This is a genomic window from Nocardioides sp. URHA0032, assembly GCF_000620645.1.
Taxonomy (GTDB): Bacteria; Actinomycetota; Actinomycetes; order Propionibacteriales; family Nocardioidaceae; genus Nocardioides.
In genome coordinates, this window is sequence record NZ_JIAV01000019.1 from 1 (window position 1) to 13,139 (window position 13,139).

The following is a 13,139-nucleotide window of genomic DNA, read 5'->3' on the forward strand; positions in this document are numbered from 1 at the left end:
CCTCCATCCCTTGACTGTGTCAATGCCCTAGCGTCCGCCCCGTGGCAGAGCGCCTGATGGGCATCAGCGAAATCGCCGAGCTCCTTGGCGTGAGCCGTCAGCGCGCCCACCAGTTGGCCGCGTCCCACGGCTTTCCCGAGCCCGTGGCGCGACTCGCACAGGGTCCGGTGTGGGAGACGGCGGAAGTCGAGAAGTGGGCCAGGGAGACCGGCCGCCTCTAGTCCGCAGACAGTCCGCAAGACGTCCGAGAACCGCCAACGGTCCCCAACGCATCTGGGCTGGTCAGGGCACAACAGCCACCGGTTGCCAACGGTTGCCACTGAGCGGGACCTACAAGGAGACCAAGAAGGCTTGAGCTTCGCTCAAGCCTTCTTGGTCTCAAGCGCGACTGAGCGAAGCGAAGTCTCGACCGTCGACGGTGACCACAGCGGACGTGGAAGGAAGGCCTGAGCCTGCGAAGGCCTTCCGCTCCCGAGGCTCGACCGGGCGGAGCCAAGTCGCGACCGCCCACCGTCACCACAGCGGACGGTCCCGAGGCTCGACCGCTGGTGACTCAGCCAGAGCTCCGTCACCGCGAGCTCCAGGACACCCCTCTAGTTAGCGGGGACCGCGCCCCGGGTACGACACCCGGGGGACGGTCCCCGCTACTCTTCGCGGCAGGGGCTCGGCCCTCCCACCCCACGACCACAGGCCCGGAGGGCGACATGGCTTCGATCGGCGCAAGGACCGCGACGACCGGGCAGGCGGGCCGACGGGCCGACGTCGAGCTGCGACTGCCCGCGGACAGTGCGTTCGCGTCCGTGCTCCGGACCACCACGGCCGGGCTCGCGGCCCGGCTGGACTTCCCGATCGACGACATCGAGGACCTGCGGATCGCCGTCGGCGAGGCGAGCGCGATGGTGCTCCCGCAGGCCGGGATCGGCTCGGACCTCACCTGCCGCTTCTACATGGCACCCGGCGAGCTCACGGTGAGCATCGCGGTGGGCGCCGACGGTCCCGTCTCGCCCGACTACGACAGCTTCGCGTGGCAGGTGCTCACCACCCTCGCCTCGCACGCGACCGCCCACAACGAGGGCGACACGTTCGTCATCACGCTCACCATGGAGTCGGGCCACCCCGAGATCGGGTCGTGATGACAACGCCCGCCGGCTCGGTCGCCCCGGACCCCGATGCGACGACGGGTGTGGAGGTCACCCGGAGGCGCAGCGCGGAGCTGTTCCTGGTCTTCCGGGACGAGGACGCCTCCCCGGCGACCCGGGACGCCGCGCGCGACGCGCTGGTGCACCTGCACCTGCCGTTGGTCGAGCACTGTGCCCGCCGGTTCCGCAACCGCGGCGAGCCGCTGGAGGACCTGGTCCAGGTCGGGACGATCGGGCTGATCAAGTCCATCGACCGCTTCGACTCCGACCGGGGCGTGGAGTTCTCGACGTACGCGACCCCGACGATCATCGGTGAGATCAAGCGGTACTTCCGCGACAAGGGCTGGGCGATCCGGGTGCCCCGCCGGCTCCAGGAGCTGCGCATGCAGATCGGCGCCGCCACCGCCGAGCTCACCCAGAGCCTGGGCCGGTCCCCGACACCGCGCGAGCTCGCGGAGGCGATCGGCTGCACGGTCGAGGAGATCGTCGAGGGCATCGAGTCGAGCAACGCCTACTCGACCCTCTCACTGGACGCCAGCGACGACAGCGACGACGGCGCCGCGACCATGCTCGACGCGATCGGCGTCGACGACGAGGGCCTCGAGCACGTCGAGATCCGCGAGTCGATCAAGCCGCTGCTGGACCGGCTCGAGCCGCGGGAGAAGAAGATTCTCCTGCTCCGGTTCTTCAGGAACATGACGCAGTCGCAGATCGCCGACGAGATCGGCGTCTCCCAGATGCACGTGTCCCGGCTGTTGAACCGCACGCTGGAGCAGCTGCGGACCTCCCTGGAGGAGTCGAGCTAGTCCTCGCTGTCGGCGAGCGCGTCGATGCTGCTGGGGAGCAGCAGCCCGACGAGCACGATGACGGCCACGACGGCCATCGCGCCCGCGGCCACCGTGGTGTCACCACCCCGGAAGCTCCAGGCCACGCCGAGCTGGATCAGCTGGGCCAGCACGATCGGGCTCCGGGCCCAGGAGCGCCCGTGGGTGATCGCCCACGCGGCCGCCAGCAGCAGCCCGCCGTACGCCGCGAAGAACACCGCGGTGGTCAGCGCGACCGCGGCCCGGTCCGAGGAGATGCTGGCCAGCTCCAGCACGGCGTACCCGACCAGGAACAGGCCCTCGATCGCCACCAGGGAGGCCGCGACGACGAGCGGTGCCGGGTTGGGGGCGCTGCGTAGACTCACACCCGGAGCCTAGAAGAACCCTGTTCCGCCCCGGAAACACGGGCGTGACGGCTGTGACGAAACGAACCACCCGCAGGGGTTGTTTAACGGTCCAACACTTGCCAGTCTTGTGGGTGCGCTCGTGAATGCGTTCACTTCGCCGTGCCCCGAGGGCACCCGCAGGTCTTGTCCGCTCCTGACCTGCACGCTGAGCTTAGGAAAGAGGGATCCCCCAGCCATGGATTGGCGCCACCGTTCCGCCTGCCTCGACGAGGACCCTGAGCTGTTCTTCCCGATCGGCAACACCGGTCCGGCCATCCTCCAGATCGAGGAGGCCAAGCAGGTGTGCCGACGCTGCGAGGTGCGCGAGCAGTGCCTCGCGTGGGCGCTCGAGGCCGGCCAGGATCACGGCGTGTGGGGCGGTCTGAGCGAGGACGAGCGTCGCGCGCTCAAGCGCCGCAGCGCTCGGTCCCGGGTGCGCACCGCCTGATCACCGGCTGATCACTCCAGGGGTACGTCGAGCGCCGCGCGGGTGCCCGTCCCTTCGGGCCGCGGACCCAGCGTCAGCTGACCGCCGAGCTCGGACTCGACGAGCGTCCGCACGATCGACAGCCCCAGGCTCGTCGACCCGTCCAGGTCGAACCCCTCGGGGAGTCCGCGGCCGTCGTCGTCAACGGTGACGTGCAGCCGGCCGACCAGCCGGCCCGCGGTGAGCACGATCTCCCCGGCGGTGTCCGGCGCGTCCGGGTCGTACCCGTGCTCGACGGCGTTCTGCAGCACCTCCGTGAGCACCATCGCCAGGGCGGTCGCCGACTCCGACGAGAGCACGCCGAAGCTCCCCTCGCGCCGCACCCGGACCCGGCTGCCGACCGCGCTGACCTCGGTCACCATCCGCGCCAGCGGGTCCACGAGGTCGTCGAAGTCGACCTGCTCCTCGACCGCCTGGCTGAGCGTCTCGTGCACGATCGCGATCGACCCGACCCGGCGCACCGCCTCCTCCAGCGCCAGCCGCGCCGACTCGGAGTCCATCCGGCGCGCCTGGAGCCGCAGCAGCGCAGCGACGGTCTGGAGGTTGTTCTTCACCCGGTGGTGGATCTCCCGGATCGTCGCGTCCTTGGTCACCAGCTCGCGGTCCCGGCGGCGCAGGTCGGTGACGTCGCGGACCAGCACCAGCGCGCCGATGTGGTCGCCCTGCGGCCGCAGCGGGATCGAGCGCACGATCAGCGCGACGCCCTCGGTGCCGATCTCGGTGTCCCGGTGCGCCCGGCCGCCCAGCACGGCGCTCAACGTCTCCTCGTCCGGCCGGCGCCGTGGCGGCACCAGGTCGCGCGTGGTCTCGGCCAGGGACAGCCCGGTCAGGTCGCCCGAGAGGCCCAGCCGGCGGAACACCGACAGCGCGTTCGGGCTCGCGTAGACGACCTTGCCGGCCGCGTCCACCCGCAGGAACCCGTCGCCCACCCGCGGGGTGTCGGCGTGGTCGCTGCGCTGCCCGGCGGCCGGGAAGTACCCGTTCGCGATCATCTGCGTCAGGTCGGCCGCCGCCTGGAGGTAGGACAGCTCGAGCCGGCTCGGCGTGCGGACGCCGAGCAGGTTGGTGTTCCGGGCGACGACGGCGATCACCCGGCCGGCCCTGCGCACCGGGATCGTCTCGACCCGCACCGGCACGTCGTCGCGCCACTCGGGGTCGCCCTCGCGGACCAGCCGCCCCTGTCCGTACGCCGCGTCGATGAGCGGCCGGCGGCCCACCGGGACGAACGTGCCGATCACGTCGTCGACGTACGCCGTCGGGCCGGTCGTCGGCCGCATCTGGCCGGCCGCCCAGAAGCCCTTGCCCTCCCGGTCGGGCAGCCACAGCACCAGGTCGGCGAACGACAGGTCGGCGATGATCTGCCAGTCCGCCTGCAGCAGCTGCAGCCACGCGACGTCGTCGACGTCGAGATCCGTGTGGCTGCGCACCAGCTCGGTGAGGGACGGCACGCTGGCAAGGGTAGGGGCGCCGCGGAAGGTTCCGGCATCGGGTGGACCCCCGCTGGACGTCTGGACCACCTCTGCGAAGATGGCTCCCATGTCGGGGTCGTACTGGAAGCAGGTTCACGCGACCGGCCTGGCGGTCCCGCAGGACCGGCCGCTGGACGACCTCACGGCCGAGCTGACCCGGATGCTCGGCGACCCGGACCCGGCTCTGCGCGACGGCACGGCCTACCCGACGCTGACCACGTGGGTCGACCGCGGCGTGTACGACGACCTGCTCGGCGGCCTCGGCGACGGGATGGCGATCGGTCTGCGGGTGGGGCTGGGCGAGCAGGACACCGACAGCGTGTTCCGGCGCAGCTTCTCGGCGCTCGTCCTGGGCGAGTGCATCGCCCGCGACAACCAGCGCCCGCTGCTGCCCGGCGGCAAGATCCTCGAGTGGGGCGACCGGATCGCGGCCTGGCTGCTGCGCGAACGCGACCTGCGCGCCTTCGTCCCCGGCAAGGGGTGGGCGCACGCCGTCGCGCACGGCGCGGACACGCTCGCGACCCTCGCCAACTCGCCGCACCTCGCGCAGCCCGAGCTCACCGTGCTGCTCGACGTGATCGCGGACCGGGTGCTGCTGCCCGTGGAGCGCCTGTTCACCAACGGCGAGCCGGACCGGCTGGCGTTCGCGACCATGAACGTCCTGCGCCGCAACGTGGTGCCGCTGCGCGTTCTCGAGCCGTGGATCCGCCGGCTCGCGATCGCGGCCGGCACCCGGGCGTCGTACGACGGGCGCGACCCGTACCTGCTCGGCGGCAACGCCGAGGCGTTCCTCCGGGCGCTGTACCTGCAGCTCGCGATGGGCACCCGCCCGCCCCAGGTGCGCTCCGACCTGCTGCTCGTCGTGGTCGACGCGCTGAAGGCGACGAACTCGGCGTTCCTCTCTGCTACGGGTGAGTAACATTCGGGCATGCCCACGGAACTGACCGGCCACGCGGGCGAGCTCGCGGTGGCCGTCGCCCAGGCGCACGGCGTCGAGACCATGTTCACGCTGTCCGGGGCGCACGTCTTCCCGCTGTACGACGGCGCCGTGAAGTCCGCCTCCCCGCTCCGGCTCCTCGACGTGCGGCACGAGCAGACCGCGGCGTTCGCGGCGGAGGCGACCGGCAAGCTGACCCGGGTGCCCGGCCTCGCCGTGCTGACCGCCGGGCCGGGTGTCACGAACGGCCTCAGCGCGGTCGCGCAGGCCCAGTTCGCGGGCTCGCCGATGGTCGTCGTCGGCGGTCGCGCGCCGCAGGGTCGCTGGGGCACCGGCGCGCTGCAGGAGCTCGACCAGCCGCCGATCTTCGCGCCGGTCTCGAAGCTGGCGCGCACCATCCCGACCGCCGCCGACGTGGCGGACGGCATCCACGACGCGTTCCTCACCGCCGGCTCACCGCACCGCGGCCCCGTGTTCGTGGACGTGCCGATGGACGAGCTCTTCAACAGCGCCACCTGCGAGCTGCCCGACCTCACCGCTCCGCGTGGCGCCGAGCCGGACCCGGAGGCCCTCACGGAGGTCGCGGAGCTGCTGGCCGGTGCCACCCGGCCGGTGCTGATCGTCGGCACGGACGTGTGGGCCGATCGCGCCGAGGAGGCCGCGCTGCGGTTCGTCGAGAGCGCCGGCGTACCGGCGATCACCAACGGCATGGGCCGCGGCGTCGTCCCCGGCGGCCACCCGCTGCTGGTCACCAAGGCGCGGAGCCAGGCGCTCAAGGGCGCCGACCTCGTGGTCGTCGTCGGCACTCCCCTGGACTTCCGGCTCGGGTACGGCGTCTTCGGCGACGCCCAGGTCGTGCACGTCGCGGACTCCCCCGGCCAGGTGTCCGGCCACGCCCCGCTCGCGGCGTCGGTCTCCGGCGACCTGACCACGGTGTTCGACGGGCTGCTGGCCGAGCTGGAGCAGGTCGTCCGGCGGCCCGACTGGTCCGCGTGGGTCGCGGACCTGCAGGCCGGTGTCGCCGCCGGGGTCGAGCGGGACGCCGCCCTGCTCGGCGCCGAGGCCGACCCGATCCACCCGGCGCGCATCTACGGCGAGCTGGTGCCGCGGCTGGCCGACGACGCGGTCGTCATCGGCGACGGCGGCGACTTCGTCAGCTTCGCCGGCAAGTTCGTCGAGCCGAAGCGGCCCGGCGGGTGGCTCGACCCCGGCCCCTACGGCTGCCTCGGTGCCGGCCTCGGCGCGGCGATCGCCGCCCGGCTGGCGCGGCCGTCTGCCCAGGTGGTGCTGCTGCTCGGCGACGGGGCCGCGGGCTTCTCGCTCATGGACGTCGACACGCTGGTGCGACACGGCCTGCCGGTCGTGATGGTGATGGGCAACAACTCCGCCTGGGGCCTGGAGAAGGGCCCGATGCAGATGCTCTACGGGTACGACGTGATCGCCGACCTCGCCCCGCGCACGGCGTACGACCAGGTGGTCCGCGCCCTCGGCGGCGCCGGCGAGACCGTCACCGATCCGCGGGAGGTCGGCCCCGCGATCGACCGCGCGTTCGCCTCCGGCGTGCCGTACCTGGTCAACGTGATCACGGACGTGACCGCGACCTACCCGAGGACCAGCTTCGGTGTCTGATCTCGTCGTCCGGCTGGCGCGCCCCGAGGACCTCGCGGCGGCGGGCGAGGTGACCGTCGCGGCGTACGCCGAGTTCACCGAGGGCCCCGACGACCACTACATCGCCCTGCTGCGGGATGCGGCGAAGCGCGACCGCGAGGCCGAGCTGTGGGTCGCCGAGCGCGACGGCGACGTGCTGGGGACCGTGACGATCGCGCTGCCCGGGTCGCCGTGGCGCGAGATCGGCGCCGAGGACGAGGGCGAGTTCCGGATGCTCGCGGTGTCGCCGACCGCGCGCCGGCAGGGTGTCGGCGAGGTGCTGACCCGGCTGGTGATGGAGCGGTTCCGCGAGCTGGGCTTCCGCGGGGTGGTGCTGTCCAGCCTCGCCGAGATGACCTCCGCGCACCGGGTCTACGAGCGGCACGGCTTCCGGCGCGCGCCCGATCGGGACTGGTCACCGATGCCGGGCGTGGACCTGATCGCGTTCGTGGCCGACCTCTGATGGACGCCACGCTCAGCTTCACCGTCACCGACGCGGACACCGCCGCCGCCGTCGGCTCCGGCAGCCTCCCCGTCCTCGGCACGCCCCGGCTGCTCGCCTGGTGCGAGGCCGCGACCTGCGCGGCGATCGACCCGACGCTCGCCCCGGGCGAGACCAGCGTCGGCACCCGCGTCGAGCTGGAGCACCTGGGCGCGAGCGCGGTCGGCCAGCGGGTCGAGGTGAGCGCGTCCGCGTCGTACGTCGACGGTCGGCTGCACCGCTTCACCGTCGCCGCGCGCCACGTCGGAGGCTCCGCGGTCGGCAAGGTCGTGGGCACCGGCGAGATCACCCGCGTCGTCGTCGACGCGGAGCGGTTCCTGGGCCGGCTCTGACGATTCGTCCGAACGCAGAGGTGACCGGCCGCAGGACCCGATTTCGCGCTCGCGCGCGAGTTTGAGAGACTGGACGTCGGCCCTCGGGCCAGACACGTCCGATCAGGAGGAACATCATGGGCAAGACCGGCCGCAAGCGCCGCGCTCGCAAGAAGAAGGGCGCGAACCACGGCAAGCGCCCCAACGCCTGAGCGCGAAAGAGACAGAACCCCCGAGCCTTCCGGTTCGGGGGTTCTCGTTCGTCCGGGGGTCGGTCAGGGGGTCTCGCGGATCTCCACCTGGACCTGGCGGATTCGCAGCAGCACCCGCTGGCGCAGCTCGTCGGGCGCGGCCTCCGCGCAGGATCGGGCCACGACCGACTTCACGGTCCGCTGGAGGTCGTACTTCTCCAGGCACGGGTTGCACTGGTCGAGGTGGATGCGCACGGCCGAGCAGTCGGCCGCGTCCAACTCGTTGTCGAGGAAGTAGACGATCTGCTCGAGGAAGTCGGCGCACTCGGCGAGCGAGGGGTCCGAGCCCATGTGGTGATCGGCCTCGTGGGTCATGACGCGCCTCCGTCCCGGCCGACCGTGAGCAGGTCGTTGTCGCGCACGTAGTCCGAGAGCATGTCGCGCAGCTGGCGCCGGCCCCGGTGCAACCGGGACATGACCGTGCCGATCGGGGTGTCCATGATCTCGGCGATCTCCTTGTAGGCGAAGCCCTCGACGTCGGCGAGGTACACCGCGAGCCGGAACTCCTCCGGAAGGCGCTGGAGCGCGTCCTTCACCTGGGAGTCGGGCAGGTGCTCGAGCGCCTCCATCTCGGCCGACCGTAGCCCGCTCGAGGAGTGCGACTCCGCGCGGTGCAGCTGCCAGTCCTCGACGTCCTCGGACATCGACTGCTGCGGCTGGCGCTGCTTCTTGCGGTAGGTGTTGATGAAGGTGTTCGTCAGGATGCGGTACAGCCACGCCTTGAGGTTGGTGCCCGGCCGGAACTGGTGGAAGGAGGAGTACGCCTTGGCGAAGGTCTCCTGCACCAGGTCCTCGGCGTCCGCGGGGTTGCGCGTCATCCGCATCGCGGCGGAGTAGAGCTGGTCCAGGAACGGCAGCGCGTCGCGCTCGAAGCGCGCGGTGCGCTCCGCCTCCGACTCGGTGGCGACGTCGACATCCTCGGGGGTGGGGTCAGTGGGGTCTGTCATCGTCTCCCAGACTAGCCCGGTCGTGGGGCGTTCGAGCACTGCCAGCATGTTCACGGAACGCCTCAGACCGGGCGCTCATTCCCCGCGACCTCGCGGATCACCCACTCGAGCGTGGACTCCACGATGATCTCGAGGGCCTCCGCCTGGGAGCAGTCGCCGCTCCTCGGCACCCGGAACGAGTGGTCCGCGCCCGGTACGACGGCGAGGTCGATCTCCGGCGGGAACTCGTCGGGCCGTCCCATGGTGTCCCGCTCGCCCTGGATCACCAGCGTCGGCACCCGGGCCCCGAGGAGCTCGGGGAGCCGGGACTTCTCCGGCTTCCCGGGCGGATGGAGCGGGAAGGCGAGCGCGAGGCACCCGCTCGCCCCCAGGCTCCGTGCACACCGAGCCGCGGACCGGGCGCCGGCGCTCCGGCCGCCGACCACCAGGGGCGTCCGGGTGCGCAGGTGGTCGGCCGCCGCGGTCAGTCCGGCGTCGAGCGTCGGCGGCGGGGTGGCGACCTTGCGGCCGGCGACCCGCCACGGCTGCTCCAGGCGGACGACGGTGATGCCGTTGCGAGGGAGGTTGGTCGCGAGCGCCTCGAGGTCCGCGGTGTCGATGCCGACGCCGGCCCCGTGGCTGAGCAGCAGGGTCGCGTACGGCGTCCGCGCCCGGTCGGTCACCAGGCGGGCCTCGCCGTGCGGCGTGTCGATCCGGCGCTCGGTCATGGCGCGGTCACGACCCCTCCAGCGGGAGCGGCTCGAGCAGCTCGGGACCGTTGTTCCGGACGTTGCTGACGAGCGGGGAGACCGGGTAGGCCTCCAGCGCCCCGGGCGCGGCCGGGACCAGCAGGTCCAGCAGTCCGTCCTTCGGCCGCCGCGGGTCGAGCCAGTCCGACCAGCGGTCCCGCTCCACCATGAGCGGCATCCGGTCGTGGATGTGGCCGAGGTCGTCCTCGGCGTCGGTCGTGATCACCGTGCAGGTCCAGCGGAACCGGTCCTCGGCGTCGTCCGCCTTCGTCGGGTCGCGCCAGATCTCGTACAGCCCCGCCATCGCGAGCACGCCGTGGTCCTTGGGACGGATGAAGAACGGCTGCTTGCGAGGCTTGCCGGCCGGGGTCAGCTCCTCGGTGGGGTACCACTCGAAGTAGCCGTCCGCGGGCAGCAGGCAGCGCCGGGCCGCGAACGCCCGCTTGTACGCCGGCTTCTCGGCGACGGTCTCCATCCGGGCGTTGATCATCCGGTTGCCGATCGAGGGGTCCTTCGCCCAGGACGGGACGAGCCCCCAGGTCAGCACCCGCAGCTGGCGGGCCGGCGGCTCCTCGGACTCCTTCGACGGCGGCCGCTCGACGACCGCGTAGACCTCCTTGGTCGGCGCGACGTTGTAGTCGGCCTCCAACGGGGCGGGGATCCGCACGTCGGCGATGTCGAACTCCTCGACGAGGTCCTCGGGGCGCCGGCTGGACGCGTAGCGACCGCACATACCCGCAACCCTAGAGGGCGGGACCGTCAGGCGCGGGTGAGCTCGTCCAGGAGCCGGCCCGCCGCCGCGTCGGAAGCGGGGAGGCCCTCGATCCAGACCCGGGTGCGCGGGACCGAGCCGCTGTCGAGCATCTGGCGGAGCAGGCCGACCCGGCGGGCGATCCGGTCGTCGCGATCGGCGAGCACGACGACCCGCCCGGGGCCGACGTGGCCGATGGTCTCGGGCCCGCGGAAGACGGTGCGCGCCGTGTCGCCGAGCTGGGCGACATGCATGGCCCGGGCCAACACGTCGTCACGGCCGGACGCGGCCTCCGGGTACGGCGGCGCCGCGACGACCACCAGCGCGTGGTCCCCGTCGTGATCCGCGCGGTAGACGTCGGAGATCCGGCTGCGCAGGTGGGCCAGCGTCGAGAGGCCGGTCAGCGGGTCGTTGCAGGACAGGTCGTTGAGGTAGCCGAGCATCGCGTCGCTCCAGGCCACCGCGAGCGCCCGTGTGTACGCGTGCGCCGGCTCGGCGCCGAGCACGAGGCGGGTGGTGGTGGCGAGGCCGTCGAGGGACTCCGCCAGAGAGACGCCGTCCCGGGCGAGGGCGGCCCCGGCGACCTCGCAGGCGACCGTGCCCGACCCCGAAGCAAGAGCCTCCCCGACCGCACCGAAGCGGGGCGGCAGGGCCGCGCGTCGCTCCGATGACAGTTCCCGCTCCGCTTCGGGGTCGCCCGTGGCCCCACGTCGCCAGTGCGTCGTGAACCTTCCCACGGTGGCTCCCCCTCGTTTGGTCTGCCGCGGATGAAACGGGCCCGCTCCGGGTCCATGACGCGAAAGCCGAAAGATTTCCGTGATCTTTCGGCGGCTCGCGCGTTGTAGGTACGTGGCCAGCCACCTCGTGACCGTCGACGGTCCTCCGAGCGACGGTGAGTTGATCTCGCTGGTGCGCGCCGGGGAGACCGACGCGTACGGCGAGCTCTTCTCGCGCCACGTGCTCGCCGCACGCCGGCTCGCACGCCAGCTCGTGTCCGCGGGCGAGGTCGACGACCTGGTCTCCGAGGCGTTCGCGAAGGTGTTGGTGGTGCTCCAGCGCGGCGGCGGACCGGACCTCGCGTTCCGCGCCTACCTCCTCACCGCCGTACGCCGCCTGCACGTCGACCGGATCCGGGTCGGCGCGCGCCTGCACACGACCGCGGACCTCACGCCCTTCGATCCCGGCGTGCCGTTCCGCGACACGGCGGTCGAGGGGTTCGAGAACGCCGCGGCCGCCCGGGCGTTCGGGTCGCTCCCCGAGCGCTGGCAGCTCGTGCTCTGGCACACCGAGGTCGAGGGGCAGAAGCCGGCCGAGGTGGCGACCCTGCTCGGCATGTCGCCGAACTCCGTCTCGGCGCTCGCCTACCGGGCCCGCGAGGGCCTCCGCCAGGCCTATCTCTCCATGCACGCCCAGGACGTCGACGACGACGCCTGCGCCCGGACCAGGGCGAACCTCGGCGCCTACGTCCGCGGCGGCCTCTCCCGCCGCGACTCGGCGCGGGTCGAGGAGCACCTCGAGGAGTGCCGCCAGTGCGCTGCGATCTACCTGGAGCTCACCGAGGTGAACTCCCGCCTCGGCGCCCTGCTCGCGCCGCTGCTGCTGGGCGCCGCCGCGAGCGCGTACCTCGCCTCGGCCGCCGGTGGTGGCACGGCCGTGGCCGGCGGCGGCGTGGTGGCCCTGCTGGACCGGGCCCGGGACGCCGTGATGGCGCACGGGCCGACCGCGGCGATCGCCGGCGCCGCGGCCTCGGCCGTGGCAGCCGGGCTCCTGCTCACCCTGCACCAGGGCGCCGGGAACGTGCCGGCCGCCGAGGACCTGCCCTCGGCGCAGGCGTCGCCGTCGCTGGGCGCTTCCACCGCGCCGGTCCACCGCGACCGGTCCGGTCCCGGCCCAGCCGGCTCCCGGGACCGCTCCGTCACTGCCGACGAGCCGGGTCCGGGGCCGGGCTACGCCGCTCCCACGGCTGGGCCGAGCGGTCCCCCGACCGCTCCCCCGACGGTGCCGCCCTCCGGCTCGCCCAGCGCTCCGCCGCCGACGTCGCCGCCGCCCACGCACCCGCCGTCAGCGCCACCGCAGTCGCCGCTGGTCCAGCTCGACGTGGACGTCTCGGTCGGCCCGGGTGGGATCGGCGCCTCGGTCGGCGGTGGGGTGCTCGGCCAGCAGCTGCCCACGATCGGGGCGACGGTCCCCGTCCCCTGACCGCCGTGCGACTGCCGTCAGGGGCGTCGGGGTACACAGGAGACCATGACCGTCAGCAGACTGATCGCCCGCCCGATGCTCGCGTCCATCTTCCTGGTCGGCGCCGCTGGCGCCCTGAAGAACAGCTCAGCACCCGCCGCGAAGGCCGACGCGGTCACCTCCCGGCTGGTGCCGCTGGCGCGTAAGGCCGGCATCCCGCTGCCGGAGGACCCCGAGACGCTCGTGAAGCTGAACGCCGGTGTCCAGATCGGCGCGGCGCTCGCACTCGCCATGGGCCGTGCGCCGCGGCTCTCGTCCGCGGTCCTCGCCGGCTCGCTGATCCCGACCACCGCCGCCGGCCACCGGTACTGGGAGGCCGACGACAACGCGACGCGCAGCCAGCAGCAGCTGCACTTCTTCAAGAACGTCGCGATCATCGGCGGCCTGATCATCGCCGCCGGCGACACCGAGGGCCGGCCCGGCGTGGCCTGGCGGACCCGGCACGCCGCGAAGGACGCCCGTCGCGAGGCCAAGCTCCTCAAGGCGAAGGTCACCTCCTGACGCCTCGGTAGGCTGCGGCTC

General features: G+C 72.8%; 18 protein-coding genes. 11 read left to right on the forward strand and 7 right to left on the reverse strand.

Annotated features, from left to right (window positions below; all coding sequences use genetic code 11):
• Positions 1–41: 41 nt before the first annotated feature.
• The 3 genes from N538_RS0108680 (at position 42) to N538_RS0108690 (ending at position 1,945) form a co-directional block, all read left to right on the forward strand.
• Positions 42–221 carry a helix-turn-helix transcriptional regulator gene (locus N538_RS0108680; RefSeq protein WP_028635871.1) on the forward strand — a complete coding sequence of 60 codons (180 nt, stop codon included), beginning with the start codon at positions 42–44 and terminating at the stop codon, positions 219–221.
• A 483-nt stretch (positions 222–704) separates the two neighbouring features.
• Complete coding sequence (locus N538_RS0108685; protein ID WP_028636987.1) at positions 705–1,133, forward strand: anti-sigma factor; 429 nt, start codon at positions 705–707, stop codon at positions 1,131–1,133.
• Positions 1,133–1,945: an RNA polymerase sigma factor SigF gene (locus N538_RS0108690; RefSeq protein ID WP_028636988.1), complete on the forward strand. Its 813-nt coding sequence runs from the start codon at positions 1,133–1,135 to the stop codon at positions 1,943–1,945. The genes N538_RS0108685 and N538_RS0108690 overlap by 1 nt, the downstream gene beginning before the upstream one ends.
• On the opposite strand, the gene N538_RS0108695 is transcribed toward N538_RS0108690, so the two are convergent.
• A complete protein-coding gene (locus N538_RS0108695) occupies positions 1,942–2,328 on the reverse strand; it encodes a hypothetical protein (protein ID WP_028636989.1) in 387 nt (128 codons plus the stop codon). The genes N538_RS0108690 and N538_RS0108695 overlap by 4 nt on opposite strands.
• 217 nt (positions 2,329–2,545) lie before the next feature.
• Here N538_RS0108695 and N538_RS0108700 point away from each other — a divergent pair, with 217 nt between their 5' ends.
• Positions 2,546–2,797, forward strand: coding sequence for a WhiB family transcriptional regulator (locus tag N538_RS0108700; protein ID WP_028636990.1), 252 nt, complete (start codon positions 2,546–2,548; stop codon positions 2,795–2,797).
• Between the two features lie 11 nt (positions 2,798–2,808).
• Here the strand turns inward: N538_RS0108700 and N538_RS0108705 are convergent, their stop codons facing one another.
• The gene (locus N538_RS0108705) at positions 2,809–4,284 is read right to left on the reverse strand and encodes a sensor histidine kinase (protein WP_028636991.1); all 1,476 of its coding nucleotides are present in this window, start codon (positions 4,282–4,284) and stop codon (positions 2,809–2,811) included.
• A gap of 88 nt (positions 4,285–4,372) precedes the next feature.
• On the opposite strand from N538_RS0108705, the gene N538_RS0108710 reads away from it, so the two are divergent.
• The 5 genes from N538_RS0108710 (at position 4,373) to N538_RS29685 (ending at position 7,914) form a co-directional block, all read left to right on the forward strand.
• Positions 4,373–5,224: a DUF2785 domain-containing protein gene (locus tag N538_RS0108710; RefSeq protein ID WP_028636992.1), complete on the forward strand. Its 852-nt coding sequence runs from the start codon at positions 4,373–4,375 to the stop codon at positions 5,222–5,224.
• Positions 5,225–5,233: 9 nt separating this feature from the next.
• The gene (locus N538_RS0108715; RefSeq protein ID WP_028636993.1) at positions 5,234–6,871 is read left to right on the forward strand and encodes an acetolactate synthase; all 1,638 of its coding nucleotides are present in this window, start codon (positions 5,234–5,236) and stop codon (positions 6,869–6,871) included.
• On the forward strand, positions 6,864–7,352 hold the full coding sequence (locus N538_RS0108720; protein WP_028636994.1) for a GNAT family N-acetyltransferase: 489 nt from the start codon (positions 6,864–6,866) through the stop codon (positions 7,350–7,352). The genes N538_RS0108715 and N538_RS0108720 overlap by 8 nt, the downstream gene beginning before the upstream one ends.
• Positions 7,352–7,723 carry a thioesterase family protein gene (locus N538_RS0108725; RefSeq protein ID WP_028636995.1) on the forward strand — a complete coding sequence of 124 codons (372 nt, stop codon included), beginning with the start codon at positions 7,352–7,354 and terminating at the stop codon, positions 7,721–7,723. Before N538_RS0108720 ends, N538_RS0108725 begins: the two co-directional genes overlap by 1 nt.
• Before the next feature lie 116 nt (positions 7,724–7,839).
• Positions 7,840–7,914, forward strand: coding sequence for a 50S ribosomal protein bL37 (locus tag N538_RS29685; RefSeq protein WP_369759046.1), 75 nt, complete (start codon positions 7,840–7,842; stop codon positions 7,912–7,914).
• 63 nt (positions 7,915–7,977) lie between these two features.
• Here the strand turns inward: N538_RS29685 and rsrA are convergent, their stop codons facing one another.
• From rsrA to N538_RS0108750, 5 genes are all read right to left on the reverse strand, one after another.
• Complete coding sequence (rsrA, locus tag N538_RS0108730) at positions 7,978–8,268, reverse strand: mycothiol system anti-sigma-R factor (protein WP_028636996.1); 291 nt, start codon at positions 8,266–8,268, stop codon at positions 7,978–7,980.
• A complete protein-coding gene (locus N538_RS0108735) occupies positions 8,265–8,900 on the reverse strand; it encodes a sigma-70 family RNA polymerase sigma factor (protein WP_036569966.1) in 636 nt (211 codons plus the stop codon). Before N538_RS0108735 ends, rsrA begins: the two co-directional genes overlap by 4 nt.
• Positions 8,901–8,962: 62 nt before the next feature.
• Positions 8,963–9,607, reverse strand: coding sequence for an alpha/beta hydrolase family protein (locus tag N538_RS0108740; protein ID WP_028636998.1), 645 nt, complete (start codon positions 9,605–9,607; stop codon positions 8,963–8,965).
• A gap of 7 nt (positions 9,608–9,614) precedes the next feature.
• Entirely contained in the window at positions 9,615–10,361 is a 747-nt protein-coding gene (locus N538_RS0108745; protein ID WP_028636999.1) for an SOS response-associated peptidase, read from the reverse strand.
• Between the two features lie 26 nt (positions 10,362–10,387).
• Positions 10,388–11,116, reverse strand: coding sequence for a hypothetical protein (locus tag N538_RS0108750; protein WP_028637000.1), 729 nt, complete (start codon positions 11,114–11,116; stop codon positions 10,388–10,390).
• A gap of 112 nt (positions 11,117–11,228) precedes the next feature.
• Here N538_RS0108750 and N538_RS24480 point away from each other — a divergent pair, with 112 nt between their 5' ends.
• On the forward strand, positions 11,229–12,578 hold the full coding sequence (locus N538_RS24480; protein ID WP_051549049.1) for a sigma-70 family RNA polymerase sigma factor: 1,350 nt from the start codon (positions 11,229–11,231) through the stop codon (positions 12,576–12,578).
• A gap of 45 nt (positions 12,579–12,623) precedes the next feature.
• Positions 12,624–13,118 carry a DoxX family protein gene (locus tag N538_RS24485; protein ID WP_036569968.1) on the forward strand — a complete coding sequence of 165 codons (495 nt, stop codon included), beginning with the start codon at positions 12,624–12,626 and terminating at the stop codon, positions 13,116–13,118.
• Positions 13,119–13,139: the final 21 nt, after the last annotated feature.

Coding starts and splice junctions, on each gene's coding strand:
- N538_RS0108685 (WP_028636987.1), top strand. CDS start 705: ATGGCTTCGATCGGCGCAAGGACCGCGACGACCGGGCAGGCGGGCCGA.
- N538_RS0108690 (WP_028636988.1), top strand. CDS start 1,133: ATGACAACGCCCGCCGGCTCGGTCGCCCCGGACCCCGATGCGACGACG.
- N538_RS0108700 (WP_028636990.1), top strand. CDS start 2,546: ATGGATTGGCGCCACCGTTCCGCCTGCCTCGACGAGGACCCTGAGCTG.
- N538_RS0108710 (WP_028636992.1), top strand. CDS start 4,373: ATGTCGGGGTCGTACTGGAAGCAGGTTCACGCGACCGGCCTGGCGGTC.
- N538_RS0108715 (WP_028636993.1), top strand. CDS start 5,234: ATGCCCACGGAACTGACCGGCCACGCGGGCGAGCTCGCGGTGGCCGTC.
- N538_RS0108725 (WP_028636995.1), top strand. CDS start 7,352: ATGGACGCCACGCTCAGCTTCACCGTCACCGACGCGGACACCGCCGCC.
- rsrA (WP_028636996.1), bottom strand. CDS start 8,268: ATGACCCACGAGGCCGATCACCACATGGGCTCGGACCCCTCGCTCGCC.
- N538_RS0108735 (WP_036569966.1), bottom strand. CDS start 8,900: ATGACAGACCCCACTGACCCCACCCCCGAGGATGTCGACGTCGCCACC.
- N538_RS0108740 (WP_028636998.1), bottom strand. CDS start 9,607: ATGACCGAGCGCCGGATCGACACGCCGCACGGCGAGGCCCGCCTGGTG.
- N538_RS0108745 (WP_028636999.1), bottom strand. CDS start 10,361: ATGTGCGGTCGCTACGCGTCCAGCCGGCGCCCCGAGGACCTCGTCGAG.
- N538_RS24485 (WP_036569968.1), top strand. CDS start 12,624: ATGACCGTCAGCAGACTGATCGCCCGCCCGATGCTCGCGTCCATCTTC.